Here is an 18,743-nt window from a genome sequence, read left to right on the forward strand (position 1 = left end):
ATCGCGAGCAAGCTCGCTCCCACAGGGGAATTCTTTGTTCACAAGATGTTCGAGTAATCCGCCTCGATCCGGTCCAGGCTCAGGTGGTTGAGGAAGTTGGAGAAGCACATCCACGCCGACAGCGCGTTCATGTCGCGGAACTGTTCCGGCAGGTACTTGGGCGGAACCACCAGACCTTCATCCACCAACTGGCGCAAGGTACGCATGTCTTCCAGGGTGGTCTTGCCGCAGAACAACAGCGGTATCTGCTCCAGCTTGCCTTTACGCACGGCCAGTTGAATGTAGTTGTAAATCATGATGAAGCCCTTGAGGTAGGACAAGTCTTTGGTAAATGGCAGACCTGTCGGCACCGAGCCGCGGAAAACGCGACTGGCGTTGCTGTAGCTCTCGGGCATTTCGAAGCCTTGCTCGCGGAAGAACTCGAACACCTGCAGGAAGTCGGCACCCTCCTCCACCATATGAATGGCCCGCGTGCGGTTGGTCAGTTTGCGCAGGCGACTGGGGTACGAGGCGAAGGTGATGATTTCCATCAGGATCGCCAGGCCTTCCTGGGTCACCGTCGACGAGGGCGGCCCCTTGGAGAGGAAGGTGCAAATCGGCTGGTTCAGACCGTTGAGGGTGGTGCCGACATGCACCAGCCCTTCGTGGACCTCCAGGGCGCGCACATCGCGCTGATTGAACATCGCATCGGAGCGGATCTTGATGTAGTCGGCGCCGGCCGCCGCATCGGCGACGATGCCGTCGGACTCGAACACCCGGATGGTTTCCTCGGCTTCGCCAAATACCTTGTTCAAGCGATGCTGCAACAGGTCGACCGCATCCTTGGCCGTCAGCGTCTTCGGCTCATCCTTGAGGTCGCCGCGGCCGTCGATGTTGTTCAGGTATTCGGACAACATCATGCCCAGGTCGGACAGCGTCGGGTCGCCGGCGTGGAACGCATCGGAGGCGGCACCATACAATTCCTGCGAGATCAGGCCGAAATCCTCGGTGCCGCGCGCTTCGAGCATGCGCACCACCATGCGGTATTCCTTGCACATGCGACGCATGATCTGGCCGACCGGGTTGAACTGGCCGAGCTGGCGGGTGATGTCGCGCTCGATGTTCTGGAACTCCAGCTTCACTTTGCTGGAATCGAACGCCAGCGGCCGGTTGAGGTAGTAGTCGCGGTCCACCGCCGGCATTTCCTTGCCTTTGGCCTTGAGGAAGCCCTTACGAATGTTGTCGTCCCACTTGACCGCATCGAGGACGCGGATCGGCGTCTGCGCGAGCACGATGCGATCGGACAAAATGCGTATCGACTGTTGGTAATCGTCCACCCGAAACTCCTGTAGAAACCTGATTGTGCTGCTTATTTGGCTTTGGCCTGACGCTGGTAGCGTACGGCTTCGACGAACACATCGGAATTGGCCGGGTCGTCGAGGTAGGCGGCGACTTGATCCATGGAGCTGTTGATCAGCACGCCTGCGCCGTCGTCAGTCTGAAACGCTTCTCCGCTCAGGGCGTTTTGCTTCAGCGCCTGGTTGATCTGTTCGGGGTCGAGGTTGTACAGCACCAGTTCACGCTGGTCGGTCAGCTCAAAGCCGCCGATGATGAAATACCCGCCGAACTGCGCCGGCACCTTCGCCGACAAGTACCAACGGTTGCCATGGCGCGACACGGTGAAGGGGTAGGCTTCACGCTCCTTGGGTTTGGCCTTGAAGTAGCTGACGGCCTGGTAGCGATTGTCGGCGATGCGGGTCAACTCCAGATTGACGGGCTCGCCCCAGGCGCTGGTGCTGGTCCACTTGCCGAGCAACCCTTTGGGCGCGGGCTCGCTCGTGGGCAGCGGTTCCTTGAAGGTCACCAGACAGCCACTGAGCAGCAGGAACGACAAGGCGATCACAACGACACGCCAGGCTTTCATTCAATACTCCCTATGAACATACGCCGCCCTGAAGTGGACACCTTCCCCTGTGGGAGCAAGCTTGTGTGGTGAGGGGGCTTGCCCCCGTTCGGCTGCGAAGCAGTCGTAAAACCTGCGCATCTGAACTGACTGTCTCACCGCGGCCGCAGATTTTGGGGTGGCTTTGCCACCCAACGGGGGCAAGCCCCCTCGCCACAAAAGCTCGCTCCCACAGGGTGAAGAGCCAGCCGGACTACACCGACGCCAGCACCAGGTGCATGTAGCGCGTCAGGATGCCGAGCATTTCCTCTTCGGCGGCAGGCTCGTCTACGTTGAGCAGGCCCTGATATTCCATCCGGCCGATAATCGCCGTCAACACCTTGGCATCCTGATGCGGCTCGCGCGAGCCCAATACCTGGAACAGCTGGCAAGAGCCCTGCAACAGGATTTGCTGATGCGAGCGCACCAGTTCGGCCAGGCGCGGGTTGAGCAACGCCTCCTGACGGAACGCCTGCTCGGCCATCAAATGTTCGCGACGATTGACCAGTTGCCGGTGAACGTAATCGGTCATCAGCCGTGCAATGTCGTCCGCCAGTTTCGAGCGCGCCTGCGGGCTGCCGTCGCCACTGTCGATCATCTCGCGCAGCAGACCCTCGTTGTTCACCCACAGCTTGCCCATGTACGCCGCACTGCGTTCCACGTATTGGGCGAAGGTATCGGTGAGCAGGTCATCGATATCCTTGAAATAGTAGGTGGTCGCCGACAACGGCACTTGCGCCTCGGCGGCCACCGCGCGGTGTCGGACGGCACGCACGCCGTCACGCACGACAATGCGCATGGCGGCGTCGAGAATGTCCTGTCGACGCTGCTCACTGCCCTGTCGGCTGGCCTTGCGGCCCTGGTACTGAACGCTTTCAGCGACCGCAGTGGCGATACCCGCTGCACCTTCTTGAGCTATTGCACGAATCACGACAGGTATTTCCTCTCAGATGAAACTAACAAGTTGATACGTTTGTACCAGACAGGCAATAAAAAGCCGCCTCAAAGGCGGCTTTTTATTTGAAACACTTACGCTTGCGGCCGCATGTGCGGGAACAGGATCACGTCGCGGATCGACGGGGAGTTGGTCAGCAGCATCACCAGACGGTCGATACCGATGCCTTCACCCGCCGTTGGCGGCATGCCGTACTCCAGCGCACGAACGAAGTCGGCGTCGTAGTGCATGGCTTCGTCGTCGCCGGCGTCCTTGTCGGCCACCTGGGCCATGAAGCGCTCGGCCTGGTCTTCCGCGTCGTTCAACTCGGAGTAGGCGTTGGCGATTTCACGACCACCGATGAACAGTTCGAAACGGTCGGTGACGTTCGGGTTGTCGTCGTTACGACGGGCCAGCGGCGACACTTCGAACGGGTACTGGGTAATGAAGTGCGGCTGCTCCAGCTTGTGCTCGACCAGTTCTTCGAAAATCATCACCTGCAGCTTGCCCAGGCCTTCGAAGCCCAGCACCTTGGCGCCGGCCTTCTTGGCGATGGCGCGAGCCTTGTCGATGTCGTTCAGATCATCGGCGGTCAGCTCAGGGTTGTACTTGAGGATCGAGTCGAACACCGACAGACGCACGAACGGCTCGCCGAAGTGGAACACCTTGTCGCCGTACGGCACGTCGGTGCTGCCCAGAACCAGCTGCGCCAGTTCTCGGAACAGTTCTTCGGTCAGGTCCATGTTGTCTTCGTAGTCGGCGTAGGCCTGGTAGAACTCCAACATGGTGAATTCAGGGTTGTGACGAGTCGAAACGCCTTCGTTACGGAAGTTGCGGTTGATCTCGAACACTTTCTCGAACCCGCCAACAACCAGGCGCTTGAGGTACAGCTCCGGCGCGATACGCAGGAACATGCCCATGTCCAGCGCATTGTGGTGGGTTTCGAACGGCTTGGCCGCCGCGCCGCCAGGAATGGTCTGCAGCATCGGCGTTTCCACTTCCAGGAAGTCACGCTTCATCAGGAAGCTGCGGATGTGGGCGATGACTTGCGAACGCACGCGGAACGTCTGGCGCACGTCTTCGTTGACGATCAGGTCGACGTAACGCTGGCGGTAGCGCTGTTCGGTGTCGGTCAGGCCGTGGTGCTTGTCCGGCAGCGGGCGCAGGGATTTGGTCAGCAGGCGCACGCTGGTCATTTCGACATACAGGTCGCCCTTGCCGGAACGGGCCAGGGTGCCTTCGGCGGCAATGATGTCGCCCATGTCCCAGGTTTTCACCGCGGCCAGGGTCTCTTCGGACAGGGTTTTGCGGTTGACGTAGACCTGGATACGACCGGTCATGTCCTGGATCACCATGAACGAGCCACGGTTGAGCATGATACGACCGGCAACCTTGACCGGGATCGCAGCCTCTGCCAGCTCTTCCTTGGTCTTGTCCGCGTACTGTTTCTGCAGTTGTTCGCAGTAGTTTTCGCGGCGGAAGTCGTTCGGGAAGGCATTGCCCTTGGCGCGCTCGGCAGCAAGCTTTTCCTTGCGCAGGGCGATCAGGGAGTTTTCTTCCTGTTGCAGGGCTTGCGGGTCGAGTTCTAGGTCGCTCATGTCTTTAAATATTCCATCACAGGTTCGTTGCCCCCAGGCCTGCGGCCTGGGGATCGCCAGCAAGCTGGCTCCTACAAGGATCGCACCGGGTCAGCCGATCCTGTATTGCATTGCTTACAGCCCGGACTTCAGGCTCGCTTCCAGGTATTCGTCGATGTCGCCGTCGAGCACCTTGTCGCAGTCGCTGCGCTCGATGTTGGTGCGCAGATCCTTGATGCGCGAGGCATCGAGTACATAAGAACGGATCTGATGACCCCAGCCGATATCGGACTTGGTGTCTTCCAGCGCCTGGGACGCCGCGTTGCGCTTCTGCATTTCCTGCTCGTACAACTTGGCCCGCAGCATTTTCATGGCGGTGTCCTTGTTGGCGTGCTGGGAACGTTCGTTCTGGCAGCTGACCACGGTGTTGGTCGGTACGTGGGTGATACGTACGGCCGAGTCGGTGGTGTTTACGTGCTGACCACCGGCACCCGAGGAACGATAGGTGTCGATCCGCAAGTCTGCCGGGTTGATTTCGATTTCCACCTTGTCATCGATCTCTGGCGAGACGAACACCGCGGAGAACGAGGTGTGGCGACGGTTGCCGGAGTCGAACGGGCTCTTGCGCACCAGACGGTGTACGCCGATTTCGGTCCGCAACCAGCCAAACGCGTATTCGCCCTTGATGTGCACGGTCGCGCCCTTGATCCCGGCGACTTCACCGGCGGACAGCTCCATGATGGTCGCGTCGAAGCCGCGCTTGTCGGCCCAGCGCAGGTACATGCGCAGCAGAATGTTGGCCCAGTCCTGGGCTTCGGTGCCGCCGGAACCGGCCTGGATGTCCAGGTAGGCGTTGTTCGGGTCCATTTCGTGGCTGAACATGCGGCGGAATTCCAGCTTGGCCAGACTTTCCTCGAGACGGGCCAGCTCGGCGACGACATCGCCCACTGCGCCTTCGTCGTTCTCTTCGACGGCCATGTCCAGCAGGTCGCGGCAATCGGCCAGACCCGTGTTCAATTCGTCCAAGGTATCGACGATCTGCGCCAGCGCAGCGCGCTCGCGGCCCAGTTCCTGGGCGTATTCAGGTTTGTTCCAGACACTCGGATCTTCAAGCTCGCGATTGACTTCGGTCAGACGCTCATGCTTTTGATCGTAGTCAAAGATACCCCCGAATAGTTTCGGAGCGCTCGGACAGGTCCTTGATGGTGTTCAGGATCGGGTTGATTTCCATGACGGGCAGCACTCGTTGGCGAACTTTTGAAAGCCGGCGAGTATACCGTAATCACGCGGTCCCGGCAGCCCGCATGGCGGGTTTACCGGCGAATGGTTTCAGTTATTCCTGCCTCGCACCAGCCATGAACGCTGCAATCACCCTGCACACGTCTTTCAGTGATGCAGCTGTCGACTGGCAGCACAGTGCCGGTGATCGCCGAAGTCTGAATCGATACCAGAAACGGAATGGCCTGGGCTACATCAGCGGGCTGACCGCTACGCCGCAGTTGATGGAAGGGGTTAACGGTCGGCAACGTCCTTGACCGGCTCGACTCCCAGGAAGGTGCCTTAGACTGGAGATTCAACCATGGCCGGGGCCACGGAGTTGATGCAGATGCATGGTGAGGCCAGTTCAAGGACCTGGTTGCGGCGCTGCACATGCACACTGGGCATTCACGACCGAGTAGTCCGCCGACGGTGTGGCTCTGATCGCCTGCTGGGCCCACAACCAGACGGTTTGAACGATAGCACCGCCGCCGCGCGGCTGTGTGGCTCGCGCAACTGCCATGGCTATAAGCAACTCGCCCTTGAGGATGATGCCGTAAACATCTCTCAGAGTACTAATCAACAACAAGATTAAGACCTCGACCGATCTGTAGGAAAACAACCTCAAAAATAACGGACTAATCCTACTTAATTGGCAATTGCGCAATGCATCTGCTTTCCCTATAACTATGCAACACAAAAAAATCGACAACAACTTACTAACACCATCATCGAAAACCTTAATCTTCAGAAACCTAAGCAAGCTACAGCACCACCGCAAAACATGGACAAGTCAACTCAACTTACTAATTAAAGGACTACCATGAAAAAAATCGACAGAATAATAATTGTAGGCTTTGGAAGTATCGCCCAAGCTTTGCTACCGCTACTTTCAGAAAATTACAACTCAGACATCATCATTTTCGACAAAGAAATCGACGCAACTCGAAAAAATATCGCGAGTGAGTATTCCGCAACATTAAACAAAAAGCTGATAACCCAAAACAACTTCCACAGTGTTTTGTCACCATTATTAAGCGACAACAGTTTCCTCTTAAATCTGGCGGTATCTGTTTCCAGCTTAGCTCTGATAAATCTAGCCCAGCGGTTCAACACACTGTATTTAGACACATGCATAGAGCCTTGGGAATACGCAAATCAAAACAACAAAAAATTAAAAAGCAATCACTCTCTAAGGGAAAGCCTGAAACAATATGCGCAAACCAAGACCAGCACAACAACAGCAATTGTTGGGCACGGAGCAAACCCTGGTTTTATATCTATACTGCTAAAAAAAGCAATGCTTGAAATGGCACTCAAAAATGGAATACATGATCAACCAACAACACAATCTGAGTGGGCCAAACTATCAGAACGCCTAGAATTACAGGTCATACAAATATCAGAGCGAGACACACAAATCTCGTCAAAAAAGCGCGCACCAAAAAGCTTTATCTGCACTTGGTCTGTGGACGGACTGATTACAGAGTGCTTGCAACCGGCGGAACTGGGCTGGGGATCTCACGAAGTAGACGTTCCACTGAACGCCAAGAATAACGGATACTCACTCGAACTGATTGAACAAGGCCGAAATGTCATCGTAAAAAGCTGGTCCCCTAATTACTTAGAATTTAACGCATATCTATTAACACACAATGAATCGCTATCAATCGCCGAATACTTAACTTCAGATACCCCATCAACACCCAAATATCGACCAACCGTATACTACGCATATCATCCTTGCGACCAAGCAGTAGATTCAATGCATTTACTTTGCAGCGGGAGTGAAGATCAAATCAAATCAAAGGAAGTAATGAAAGACGATATAGTTTCCGGCATCGACGAACTCGGCATTTTCCTGATCAGCAAAAAACACAAATCACTTTGGCTCGGCTCTAATCTTTCAATAGGAAAGGCAAGAAAAATGGCAAAACATAACAGTGCAACGAGCCTACAAGTCACATCAAGCATCGTTGCTGGCATGAAGTGGGCCGAGCAAAACTCAGAATCCGGGATTCTAGAATCTGAAAGTCTAGACTGGGAATACATCTATGACTTCGTAGAACCGTACTGGCAGCCAATAATTATCCAAGAAACTGATTGGCGTCCAAACTGCAGCGACACTCTACAATTTCATAATTTTAGGGTGCATCCAAAAAACTGATAAAACAATGGAAGTCAAACACCATGAACGCAACAAAAATAACAGAACCCAGAATCCCCCCCCGTTCGACCCCGGATGCTGCCGTGGTGCTGGCTAACTTCCGATTCCCTGATACAAAACTAAGCAATATCGAGCGCACTGAATGGAAGGAGATATTATTCGACTCAGTAATTACTGAGTACGATGCACGGCGACTTTACTGGCATTTAAAGACCAAATACCCGACATACTTTCCGTCACTAGTTGGAGTGCTAAATCCTTGGCTTAGGGACGAAATTGACCATGCCTATGGTTTTGCTCTGATCTACTCATCATTCACAGGCATCCCCCTTGATCAAGTTACTCTGGAGGCCGAAGTTAGAAACCCTGACTTCAGTGTAATCAATCCAATAACTGATGACACATTCAAACTCCTCATCATGCTGGCCTACGACGAAATTATTACCACACACGTCTATCACCGCAGCATAGCAAAATACGATAAATTCAAATCCCCACAACTCTCGAACTGGATCAGAAAAACAAAAAAAGATGAAATCAATCACTTCTTTTCCTTTATCGAGAAAGCCAAAAAACTATTCCCCGAGAGGATTAATGAAACCGCCTCAATCCTGGAGGAGATCTTCGCTATAGATTTCGAGAAACCAAACTACTCTGGAACATTTGTTCTGGACCACAACACACCAGACTTCCCCATTAAAAAACAAGAAATAAAAGACTTTATAATCCCTACCATCATAAAAAAAATAAAAGCATAACCCGAACTACAGGAGAAAAAAATGACCCCACCCCTCCTTACAAAAAGACACTGGAGCTCAAGAGCACTTTTCAATGAAATATCCGACAGCGAATGGACAAACCCTGGAATCGACCTAAAGTATAAAAAATTCTTTATGGCAGATTTATTTTCAGAGTATGACGCTATCAATCTTTATCATCATTTACACCTGCGGAGAGCAAAATTTTCGCCGCACTTCGTCCAGTATCTCGACTTATGGTTTGCAGATGAAAAAAATCATTCCGACGGTTTTTTTGAACTCATCCGCCTTTTATTTGGTTCAACCGAGGAAGAGCTGATAGACCAACTAAAAACAAGAACCGGAAATTTTGATCAACTACAAGAAATATTTACAAGCGAATTCAACCTACTACTTCTATTTGCTTACGATGAATACACATCAGTCAAAACATATAAAAAAGACACATTCTACAACGAGTTCGGACACCAAAACTTCAACACATGGATTAAAAACCTGATTGCGGACGAAGCCATACACTTCGGGAATGCAATAAAAATACTGAAACACAACCACCTTTCAGATTTACACAAAGCCGAAGACATACTTCAAAGAATTGCCAAGCTCGAAGGCACACCCTATCAAAACACATTTCTTTTTGATCACGACGGCCCTCACTTTTTGCTCAATTCAAGCGAACTCGGAGCCCCTGTAGTAAAAGACATTTTATCAATACTAGCCAAAGGTTAAAAATGAAAAATCACTACTACATGGCTGCATCCTTAATACTTATGGTTTTCGGTGAAATACTAACAATTTACAGCGAAGTATACGCATCCAAACTTCCCGAGCGATCATTGGAAACTCCTTTAATATTTGTAAAACCTGTAATACTTATCAGCATTGCCGGTATAAGTCTAATTTTCGCGTACTGGCTAGGATATCAAGCAACTGGAAATATATGGGTAGTTACTGTTGCATCCTTGACACTTCTCCTGATTCTTGAACCAATTGTGATATACGCAATGCTAAAGGAATTACCGGAAAGAGGCGCTCTAATTGGTTTCATCTTAGGAGCAACTGGTTTGGTCGCCACTGTCACACTTTAATCTGCCCTCAGGAAGAATCATGTTAAGCAAAGAAAAAATAATGAGTTGCACTATTTGCGGCTATGAATATGACCCCGCCCTGGGCGATCCTGAAAATGGAATACCACCAGGCACGCCTTGGGACGATCTGCCCGAAGATTGGTTATGCCCAGATTGTCAGATGCCTAAAGAAGATTTTGAGTAAGAACACTTATTGCGGCGTTCGCTTTCATTCTTATTGAACGCGACGCTGCCCTCCCCTAAGCCTTTACTAAAAGTTGACATGATTGTTTTCAGACCGTCGAAAGCAAATCTGCCAGCATTCTTAAATAACAGCCAATAGTTGTATGGAGCGACTATCCGTACAAAAACTCTCCTAAACTATGCAACAAGCCTCCTTAGTCAAACTCCATGTACAGGGTTTGCGAGGACTTCGTCTTCGGACGCAGCCTCGCGGGCTCCGCAGCTGCTAAAGCGCTACGGAGCGTTGTACCGTCAGCCGATGCCCACCTGATTACGCCCATTGTTCTTCGCCGAATACAGCCCCTTGTCCGCCGCCAGGATCAGGTCGCGGCAGTTGCTGCCCGCTTTCGGGGTAATAGTCGACAGGCCGATGCTGATGGTCAGGCTCGAACCTTCGGCCGGCGAGTTATGCGGGATCTTCAGGGCTGCCACGGTCTGGCGCAGCTTCTCGGCCACCAACCGTGCACCGCCCTGGGAGGTGTTGGGCAGCACCAGGGCGAACTCTTCGCCGCCGTAGCGGGCCGGCAGGTCCGAAGGCCGGGCACTGGCGTCCTTGATCGCCGCGGCGACCTTGCGCAGGGCTTCATCGCCTTCCAGGTGGCCGAAGCTGTCGTTGTAGGCCTTGAAGTAGTCGACATCGATCATCAGCAACGACAACTGGCTCTGCTCACGCAGCGAACGGCGCCACTCCAGTTCCAGGTATTCATCGAAGTGCCGACGGTTCGACAACCCTGTCAGGCCATCGGAGTTCATCAGGCGTTGCAGCACCAGGTTGGTGTCGAGCAGTTGCTGCTGGCTGACCCGCAACGCGCGGTACGCCGCATCCCGTTGCAGCAGGGTCATGTAGGAGCGCGAGTGATAGCGGATGCGCGCGACCAGTTCGATATTGTCCGGCAGCTTGACCAGATAATCGTTGGCCCCGGCCGCAAAGGCCGCGCTCTTGATCAGCGGGTCTTCCTTGGTCGACAGAACGATGATCGGAATGTCCTTGGTCGCCGGGTGATTGCGGTATTCGCGCACCAGGCTCAGACCGTCAAGACCGGGCATGACCAGATCCTGCAGGATCACTGTCGGCTTGATGCGCACAGCGTGGGCGATGGCCTGGTGCGGGTCGGAGCAGAAGTGGAAATCAATGTTCTCTTCGTTCGACAGGCCGCGACGTACGGCTTCGCCGATCATGGCCTGATCGTCCACCAGCAACACCATGGCGGCGTTTTCGTCGGTCTTGAAGTCGTCGAGCTGTAATTCAGTCATGTGCGGTCACCTGAGTACTACCTGAGCCAGGAATGAGGGAAAAGGTGCTCATTTGGCGAAAATCTCCAGCAATCGTGGCGCTATCTTGTCCAGCGGGCGAATCTCCACGGCAGCGTCGATGGCTGCGGCCGCCTTCGGCATGCCGTACACCGCACTGCTGTTTTGGTCTTGTGCGATGGTCAGGTAGCCCTGTTGGCGCATGAGTTTAAGCCCTTGGGCGCCATCACGCCCCATGCCGGTGAGCAAAACCCCCACGGCATCACCGCTCCAGTTATTGGCCACGCTCTCGAAGAACACATCGATGGAGGGCCGGTAGATCTCGTTGACCGGTTCGGCGGTGTAGGCCAGCGTGCCGTTTTTCAACAAGCGAATATGGTGATTGGTGCCGGCCAGCAATACCGTGCCGCTTTGCGGCGGCTCGCCCTCCTGGGCCAGGCGCACATCAAGGCCGCTGGCAGTGCCGAGCCATTCAGCCATGCCGGCGGCAAACACCTGGTCAACGTGTTGCACCAGCACGATGGCCGGAGAGAAATCACGCGGCAGCCCCTTGAGCAAGGCTTCCAGCGCTGCCGGCCCACCGGCGGATGAGCCAATGGCGATCAGGCCCTGGCGTGAGCCCGAACAGCGCAAGGGTGCCGGCGCCGAGCGCGGGCGGTTACCCTTGTCGCCGATCAGCCAGACGATGTTCAAGATCTTGCGCAACAACGGCGCCGCCGCTTCCTGGGCATTGCCGGCGCCGAGGGCCGGGGTGTCGACCACGTCCAGCGCACCGTGGCCCATGGCCTCGAACACCCGGTGCACGTTCTGCTGGCGATCCACGGTGACGATGACGATGGCACACGGGGTCTCGGCCATGATCCGCCGCGTGGCCTCGACGCCATCCATCACCGGCATGATCAGGTCCATCAGAATCAGGTCCGGCGTGTCCAGCGCGCACTGGCGCACCGCCTCGGCACCAGTGCCGGCGACCCAGACCACCTCGTGGGCCGGCTCGAATGCCAGGGCGCGGCGCAGGGCCTCCACCGCCATGGGCATGTCATTGACGATTGCGATCCTCATGCCCGTGCTCCTCCGATGAGCTCGACCACTGCATCGAGCAAGGCGTCGTCATGAAAACTGGCCTTGGCTAGATAATAGTCGGCCCCGGCATCCAGTCCACGGCGCCGGTCCTCTTCACGATCCTTGTAGGACACCACCATCACCGGCAGCGATTGCAGGCGATTGTCCCGACGCAGCAGCGTGACCAGTTCGATGCCGTCCATGCGCGGCATATCAATGTCGGTGATCAGCAGATCGAAATCCTCCGAACGAAGCGCGTTCCAGCCATCCATGCCGTCCACCGCAACCGCCACGTCATAGCCGCGATTGAGCAACAGCTTGCGCTGCAACTCTCGCACGGTCAGGGAATCATCCACCACCAGAATTCGTTTGCGGGCCGCCTCGACCACCTGATTGCTGTGACGGGCAATGCGCTCCAGACGCCCGGTGTTGAGCAGTTTTTCCACCGAACGCAGCATGTCTTCGACATCCACGATCAGCACCACCGAACCGTCGTCGAGCAGGGCCCCGGCGGAAATGTCCTGCACCTTGCCCAGACGCTCGTCCAGCGGCAGCACCACCAAGGTCCGCTCACCGATGAACCGCTCCACGGCCACGCCGTAGATGGCATCGCGCTCGCGAATCACCACGACCTTCAGGGTTTGCCCGCTGTTCTGGCTGGCCGGACGTTGCAACAGCTGACTGGCCGCCACCAGACCGACATGTCGGCCTTCGTGCCAGAAATGCTGGCGGCCTTCGACCTGCACGATATCCGCCGGCTCCAGGTCGCACATGCGCTCAATGTGCGCCAGCGGGAAGGCATAGGCTTCGTCGCCGACTTCCACCACCAGGCTGCGCACCACCGACAGGGTCAGCGGCACCTCAAGGTGGAAACGACTGCCCTCGCCCGCCGTCTGCTCCAACACCACCGCGCCGCGCAGCTGCCGGACCATATGCTGCACCGCATCCAGGCCGACGCCGCGACCGGACACCTCGGTGACCTTGTCGCGCAGACTGAAACCGGGCAGGAACAGGAACGTCAGCAATTCCTCTTCGCTCAACTGCGCGGCGGTTTCCGCGAGGGACAAATTTCGTTCGACGATGCTGCGACGGAGCTTTTCCAGGTCCACGCCGTTACCGTCGTCGCTCAGTTCAAGCACCAGCAGACCGGCCTGATGGGACGCGCGCAGGCGAATCAAACCTTCCGCCGGCTTGCCGGCCAGCAGGCGCTGCTCCGGGGTTTCGATGCCGTGGTCGACCGCGTTGCGCAACAGGTGAGTCAGCGGCGCTTCGAGCTTTTCCAGTACGTCGCGATCGACCTGGGTCTTTTCGCCTTCAATTTCCAGGCGCACCTGTTTGCCCAGATCGCGCCCTAGATCCCGGACCATCCGCACTTGCCCGGTCAGCACATCGGCAAAGGGCCGCATGCGACAGGCCAGCGCCGTGTCGTACAACACCTGCGCCCGTTGGCTGGCATGCCAGGCGAACTCGTCGAGTTCGGCGTTCTTTTCCATGAGCAGTTGCTGGGATTGCGCGAGCAAGCGCCGCGCATCCTCAAGGGCTTCCTGGGCCTCCAGGCTCAAGGCGTGATCCTTGAGATGCACATTGAGATTCTCCAGTGCGCGCAGGCTGTTGCTCTGCATGCGCTTGAGTCGCTGCATGGTCGCCAGGTGCGGTTTGAGCCGCAGGGTTTCCACCAGGGATTTGCTCGACAGATCGAGCAGGCTGTTCAGGCGCTCGGCGGTGACACGCAGCACACGTTCGCCGTTTTCGGTGGTGCGTTTGGTCTTGCGTGGAGCTGGCACCGATGGCGGTTCGACGACAGGCGCCGGCGACTCGACCTTCGGCGCGGGTGCTTCGAGCTGAAGTTCGGCCATCACCGGTGCGGCAGGCGCAACCAGCGGGGCCGCCGGGTCCAGCAACCGCGCCATCAACGCCACATAGGCCTCGATGTCCGCGACTTCCGGGTTGTTGCTCGGTGTGGCGATGCGCATCAGCAGATCGGTGCCTTGCAGCAACGCATCGATATGCTCGGGGCGCAGCAACAGGCGGCCTTCCTGGGCGCTGACCAGACAATCTTCCATCACATGGGAGACGCTGACTCCGGCGTCGACACCGACGATCCGCGCTGCGCCCTTGAGCGAGTGTGCGGCACGCATGCACGATTCGAGTTGATCAGCCAGGGTCGGGTCGCGCTCAAGCGCCAGCAGGCCGGCGCTCAAGACTTGGGTCTGGGCTTCGGCCTCCAGGCTGAACAGCTCCAGCAAAGAAGCGTCGCGCATTTGCTCGGGGGTCATGTGAGGCTCCGGGTCACGGCGCACAACAGCTGTTCTTCATCCAGCCAACGCAGGCTGCGACCTTTGAATTGCAACACGCCACGGGTGTATTTGGCGCTGGCCTGAGCACCTGAGCGCGATGCGGTATCGAGGATGTGCTCGTCGATGGCGTGAATCCCGTCGACTTCGTCCACCGGCACCACCACCGGCCCGCCGTCGGCGGCGATGATCAGCATGCGTGGCATGACCCGTGCACCGGTGGCCACGCTGCTGGCGCCGTCGAGCCCGAGCAGTTCCACCAGCGACAGGCAGGCAACCAGCGCTCCGCGTACATTCGCCACGCCGAGCAAGGCCCGGGAACGTTGATGCGGCAACGAGTGAATCGCTTGCAACGGCGCCACCTCGACCAGGCTGCGGGTCGCAAGCCCCAGCCACTCTTCACCCAGACGGAACATCAACAGCGAGCGGGTTTTCACCTCGCTCTCGACCGCGACGGACACAGTCCCGCGATCTTCCTGCTGCAATGCATAACGATCGAGCAAGCGTGTGGCAGCCGCCGAATACACCGCACAATTGCGGCAATGAATATGGTCGCTGAGCAGCGGGCAGGACTTGTCACCGTGGATACCAATGCGGTTCCAGCAATCGTCGATGGCCTGGGCATCCCGGGTGACGCTGAAGGTATCGGAGGCGATCATCGTTTACGCTCACTGTCGACGGAACGTGCGCTGCGGGCGGCACGCTCCTGCAATCGTCTGGCTCCCATCGCGTCGCCCTGGGCCTGCAGCAAGCCGGCCAGGTGCATCAACGCTTCAGGATGTTGCGGCTCCAGGTACAACGCCTTGCGGTAAAAACCCTGTGCTTCAAGGGTATTGCCGGCCACATCGCTGAGCAGTCCCAACCAGTAAAAGACCTGAGCCACCGGCTCATGGCTGCGCAAGTAGCTTTCACACGCCGCTCGCGCCTCGGCGCTTTTGCCTTCATCGGCCAGCACGGCGATATTGGCCAGCAGCGCGGCAGTGTCGGAGCCGGAGGTTGCAGGCGCAGGCGCAGGCCGCAGCGGCGCAACCCGGGCAAACGGACGGCTGCGCACTGGCGCAGGCGGTGGATTGCGCAACGGTTGCGGCACCGGCAATGGCGCAGGAACGAACGTCGGCAAGGGATCAGGGTCCGCAGTTCCCTGTCGACTGAACGCGAAGGACTGCGCGATACCAATCGAGCGCATCCCCAAACGCCCCAGCAGACCGCCTTCGGCCGGGCCGATAAACAGCACGCCGTCAACGTGGGTCAGGCACTTGAGCACTTCGAAGACTAGCTTCTGGGTCGGCTGGTCGAAGTAGATCAGCAGGTTGCGACAAAACACGAAATCGAATGGCGGTTCACCGGCCAGCAAGGCCGGATCCAGCAGATTGCCTACCTGCAGGCGCACTTGCTCGAGCACCCGCTGATCGAGGCGATAGCTCTCGCCTTCGGCGATGAAATGACGGTCGCGAAACGCAATGTCGTCACCCCGAAAGGAATTCTTGCCGTACAACGCCCGACGGGCTTTTTCCACTGACAACGGGCTGACGTCCAGGCCGTCGACCTTGAACTGGTGCGGTTTGAGCCCGGCATCGAGCAACGCCATGGCGATCGAGTACGGCTCTTCGCCCGTGGAGCATGGCAGGCTGAGAATTCGCAGTGCGCGCAGGCTGTTGATCTCGGCCAGACGCTTGCTCGCCAGTTTCGCCAGGGTGACGAAGGACTCCGGATAGCGGAAGAACCAGGTTTCCGGAACGATCACCGCCTCGATCAAGGCCTGCTGCTCGTCCCGCGAGCCCTGCAAGGTGTGCCAATACTCATCGGCCGACACTGCTTGCGAAACGATGCTGCGCTGGCGCACCGCTCGCTCGATGATCGCAGGCCCTACCGAGGTCACGTCGAGTCCGATGGTTTCCTTGAGAAAGTCGAAAAAACGCTGGTCGCTGTTCATGGCCGCTCCTGCAGCAGTGCCGGATCCATTGGCGGCGAGGGAAACAACAATGCGCGCACCTGATCGTCCAGCAGATCGCCGACCCGCACCCATTGCAGCAACCCCCGCTCGTCCTTGCGCACCGGCCCGAGGTAAGGCGTCTGTCGATTGTCCAGGCCGTAGGGTTGAAAATCCGTCGGATCGCAGCGCAAGGTGTCAGTCGCCTGTTCCAGAATCAGCCCGAGCAGTTGTGTCTCGGCGGTTTCATCCGGGCGATAGTTGACCAGCACCAGTCGCGTGCTGGTACGGGCCTGTGCAGGCATGCCAAAGGTCAGTGCGCTCAAGTCGATCACCGGCACCACGGTGCCCCGATAGGCGAACACCCCGGCGACCCAGGCGGGGGCATGGGGAATGGGCTTCAACGGCAGGCGCGGCAGCACTTCAGCCACTTCGATAGCCTTCAAGGCATAGCGCTCGTTGCCGACGCGAAACACCAGAAACAAGGCATGCAGCGCCTGCTTCACGGCAGAGCGTTTGGCCGTGATTTCGCTCATCAGACTTTGAATCGCGAAACGCCGCTGCGCAGCCCGACGGCCACCTGGCTCAGTTCATCGATGGCGAAACTGGCCTGGCGCAGAGACTCGACCGTCTGGCTGCTGGCATCACCCAACTGCACCAGCGCATGGTTGATCTGCTCGGCACCGGTGGCCTGGGCCTGCATGCCTTCGTTGACCATCAGCACCCGCGGCGCCAACGCCTGGACCTGATGGATGATCTGCGACAACTGCTCGCCGACCTGCTGCACCTCGGACATGCCGCGACGCACCTCTTCGGAAAACTTGTCCATGCCCATGACCCCGGCCGACACCGCCGACTGGATCTCGCGCACCATCTGTTCGATGTCGTAGGTGGCGACAGCGGTCTGGTCCGCCAGGCGCCGCACTTCGGTGGCGACCACGGCAAAACCGCGCCCGTATTCCCCGGCCTTTTCGGCCTCGATGGCGGCGTTGAGCGACAACAGGTTGGTCTGGTCGGCGACCTTGACGATGGTCACCACCACCTGATTGATGTTGCCGGCCTTCTCGTTGAGGATCGCCAGCTTGGCGTTGACCAGATCGGCCGCGCCCATCACCGAGTGCATGGTTTCTTCCATGCGCGCCAGGCCCTGCTGGCCGGAACCGGCAGCCACGGAAGCCTGATCGGCGGCGGTGGAAACCTCGGTCATGGTGCGCACCAGATCCCGGGAAGTGGCGGCAATCTCACGGGAGGTCGCGCCGATTTCCGTGGTGGTGGCGGCGGTTTCGGTGGCGGTGGCTTGTTGCTGCTTGGACGTCGCGGCGATCTCGGTCACCGACGTGGTCACCTGCACCGACGAGCGCTGGGCCTGGGACACCAGAGAAGTGAGCTCGGTCATCATGTCGTTGAACCCGGTCTCTACCGCGCCGAATTCGTCCTTGCGCTCCAGGTTCAGGCGGCTGCTGAGGTCGCCGGTGCGCATGATTTCGAGGATTCTCACGATGCGGTTCATCGGCGCCATGATGGCGCGCATCAGCAACAGACCACAGAGAGCGGCCGCCAGCACCGCGATCAGCAGGGAAATACCCATGATGACTTTGGCGGTGAGCACTGCATCGTCAATGGCCGCGATGTCTGCGTCCGCCACAGACTTGTTGTGGCGCAGGATTTCATTGACCTTCATTCGACCCGCTGTCCAGGTCGGGGTCAGTTCACCCTTGAACATGTTGACGGCCTCGGCGTTCTGGTTGCGTTTATACAACTCGATCACCGCGGCCAGAATCCGGTGGTAGTCCTCATGAAGCTTTTCGAACGCGGCGAACTCGACCCTGTCTTCTTCGTCGGCAATCGTTCCACGGTAGAGGTCCATCTGCTCTTTCAACCGCTCGGCGTAGCCCTTGAAGCTCGCGGCATCCTCGGCAGTGAAGCTCTGCCCTTCCTCCAGGCCGAGCATGGCCTGAATGCGTACATAACTGTCGGACCACGCGCCACGAACCATCGAGCTGTAATACAACCCTGGCAGAGCGTCCTCACGCACGCTGGCCTCGCTTTTTTCGATCTTCAACAGCCGCGAATACGAGACAACCACCATCAGCAACATGATGGCGATAATTACCGCAAAGCTCGCCAAAATGCGTTGGCGTAACGTCCAGTTCTTCACAGTCATTCCTCGGAGCCGATTCGAAATGCGGGGAGTATAGCCGAGGGCGGTGTTTCATTTATAAGACGGTTGCGCGCTACTTCTCATCCCGCCAAAAAAGGCGGGATGGGTGCCTGGGGTGATT

Annotated in this window: 18 protein-coding genes; 6 read left to right on the forward strand and 12 right to left on the reverse strand. The window is 57.3% G+C overall.

The features are described 5' to 3' along the window. Nucleotides 1-38 precede the first annotated feature (38 nt). The 5 genes from AC1RS8_RS25150 to prfB form a co-directional block, all read right to left on the reverse strand. Nucleotides 39-1,316: a flavohemoglobin expression-modulating QEGLA motif protein gene (locus tag AC1RS8_RS25150; protein WP_057716204.1), complete on the reverse strand. Its 1,278-nt coding sequence runs from the start codon at nucleotides 1,314-1,316 to the stop codon at nucleotides 39-41. A gap of 32 nt (nucleotides 1,317-1,348) precedes the next feature. Further along, the gene (locus AC1RS8_RS25155; RefSeq protein WP_090453338.1) at nucleotides 1,349-1,903 is read right to left on the reverse strand and encodes a hypothetical protein; all 555 of its coding nucleotides are present in this window, start codon (nucleotides 1,901-1,903) and stop codon (nucleotides 1,349-1,351) included. A 232-nt stretch (nucleotides 1,904-2,135) separates the two neighbouring features. Further along, a complete protein-coding gene (locus AC1RS8_RS25160) occupies nucleotides 2,136-2,852 on the reverse strand; it encodes a TetR/AcrR family transcriptional regulator (protein WP_090453336.1) in 717 nt (238 codons plus the stop codon). A 98-nt stretch (nucleotides 2,853-2,950) separates the two neighbouring features. Beyond that, entirely contained in the window at nucleotides 2,951-4,453 is a 1,503-nt protein-coding gene (lysS, locus tag AC1RS8_RS25165) for a lysine--tRNA ligase (RefSeq protein WP_057716207.1), read from the reverse strand. Nucleotides 4,454-4,567: 114 nt separating this feature from the next. Next, nucleotides 4,568-5,663 (reverse strand): peptide chain release factor 2 gene (prfB, locus tag AC1RS8_RS25170; RefSeq protein ID WP_109790603.1). Its coding sequence is split into 2 segments (ribosomal slippage): nucleotides 4,568-5,590 and nucleotides 5,592-5,663, totalling 1,095 coding nucleotides; the frame shifts between segments, so codons are not numbered across the junction. A gap of 124 nt (nucleotides 5,664-5,787) precedes the next feature. Between prfB and AC1RS8_RS25175 the strand changes: the two genes are divergently transcribed. The 6 genes from AC1RS8_RS25175 (at nucleotide 5,788) to AC1RS8_RS25200 (ending at nucleotide 9,886) form a co-directional block, all read left to right on the forward strand. Next, nucleotides 5,788-5,967, forward strand: coding sequence for a hypothetical protein (locus AC1RS8_RS25175; RefSeq protein ID WP_489339880.1), 180 nt, complete (start codon nucleotides 5,788-5,790; stop codon nucleotides 5,965-5,967). Nucleotides 5,968-6,512: 545 nt separating this feature from the next. Then, entirely contained in the window at nucleotides 6,513-7,856 is a 1,344-nt protein-coding gene (locus tag AC1RS8_RS25180; protein WP_493163891.1) for a saccharopine dehydrogenase C-terminal domain-containing protein, read from the forward strand. Between the two features lie 23 nt (nucleotides 7,857-7,879). Further along, on the forward strand, nucleotides 7,880-8,614 hold the full coding sequence (locus AC1RS8_RS25185; RefSeq protein ID WP_493163893.1) for a ferritin-like domain-containing protein: 735 nt from the start codon (nucleotides 7,880-7,882) through the stop codon (nucleotides 8,612-8,614). 21 nt (nucleotides 8,615-8,635) lie between these two features. Beyond that, nucleotides 8,636-9,343 (forward strand): hypothetical protein, encoded by a 708-nt coding sequence (locus tag AC1RS8_RS25190; protein WP_493163895.1) that lies wholly within the window; start codon nucleotides 8,636-8,638, stop codon nucleotides 9,341-9,343. Between the two features lie 2 nt (nucleotides 9,344-9,345). After that, the gene (locus AC1RS8_RS25195; RefSeq protein ID WP_493163897.1) at nucleotides 9,346-9,702 is read left to right on the forward strand and encodes a hypothetical protein; all 357 of its coding nucleotides are present in this window, start codon (nucleotides 9,346-9,348) and stop codon (nucleotides 9,700-9,702) included. 19 nt (nucleotides 9,703-9,721) lie between these two features. Beyond that, nucleotides 9,722-9,886: a rubredoxin gene (locus tag AC1RS8_RS25200; RefSeq protein WP_493163899.1), complete on the forward strand. Its 165-nt coding sequence runs from the start codon at nucleotides 9,722-9,724 to the stop codon at nucleotides 9,884-9,886. A gap of 290 nt (nucleotides 9,887-10,176) precedes the next feature. Here AC1RS8_RS25200 and AC1RS8_RS25205 read toward each other — a convergent pair whose 3' ends face one another. Genes AC1RS8_RS25205 through AC1RS8_RS25235 form a run of 7 tightly spaced genes read right to left on the reverse strand, consistent with a single transcriptional unit; the run spans nucleotide 10,177 to nucleotide 18,619 of the window. Further along, a complete protein-coding gene (locus tag AC1RS8_RS25205; RefSeq protein ID WP_057716208.1) occupies nucleotides 10,177-11,178 on the reverse strand; it encodes a response regulator in 1,002 nt (333 codons plus the stop codon). Nucleotides 11,179-11,226: 48 nt separating this feature from the next. After that, nucleotides 11,227-12,237 carry a chemotaxis response regulator protein-glutamate methylesterase gene (locus AC1RS8_RS25210; RefSeq protein ID WP_489339878.1) on the reverse strand — a complete coding sequence of 337 codons (1,011 nt, stop codon included), beginning with the start codon at nucleotides 12,235-12,237 and terminating at the stop codon, nucleotides 11,227-11,229. Next, nucleotides 12,234-14,513: a hybrid sensor histidine kinase/response regulator gene (locus AC1RS8_RS25215; RefSeq protein WP_489339877.1), complete on the reverse strand. Its 2,280-nt coding sequence runs from the start codon at nucleotides 14,511-14,513 to the stop codon at nucleotides 12,234-12,236. Before AC1RS8_RS25215 ends, AC1RS8_RS25210 begins: the two co-directional genes overlap by 4 nt. Then, nucleotides 14,510-15,190, reverse strand: coding sequence for a chemotaxis protein CheW (locus AC1RS8_RS25220; protein ID WP_090453333.1), 681 nt, complete (start codon nucleotides 15,188-15,190; stop codon nucleotides 14,510-14,512). The genes AC1RS8_RS25215 and AC1RS8_RS25220 overlap by 4 nt, the downstream gene beginning before the upstream one ends. Further along, nucleotides 15,187-16,464: a CheR family methyltransferase gene (locus AC1RS8_RS25225; RefSeq protein WP_057716212.1), complete on the reverse strand. Its 1,278-nt coding sequence runs from the start codon at nucleotides 16,462-16,464 to the stop codon at nucleotides 15,187-15,189. The genes AC1RS8_RS25220 and AC1RS8_RS25225 overlap by 4 nt, the downstream gene beginning before the upstream one ends. After that, nucleotides 16,461-16,997: a chemotaxis protein CheW gene (locus AC1RS8_RS25230; protein ID WP_489339876.1), complete on the reverse strand. Its 537-nt coding sequence runs from the start codon at nucleotides 16,995-16,997 to the stop codon at nucleotides 16,461-16,463. The genes AC1RS8_RS25225 and AC1RS8_RS25230 overlap by 4 nt, the downstream gene beginning before the upstream one ends. Next, nucleotides 16,997-18,619: a methyl-accepting chemotaxis protein gene (locus AC1RS8_RS25235; protein ID WP_489339875.1), complete on the reverse strand. Its 1,623-nt coding sequence runs from the start codon at nucleotides 18,617-18,619 to the stop codon at nucleotides 16,997-16,999. The genes AC1RS8_RS25230 and AC1RS8_RS25235 overlap by 1 nt, the downstream gene beginning before the upstream one ends. Between the last annotated feature and the right edge of the window lie 124 nt (nucleotides 18,620-18,743).

Source organism: Pseudomonas sp. GW821-FHT12A04, from assembly GCF_058807755.1.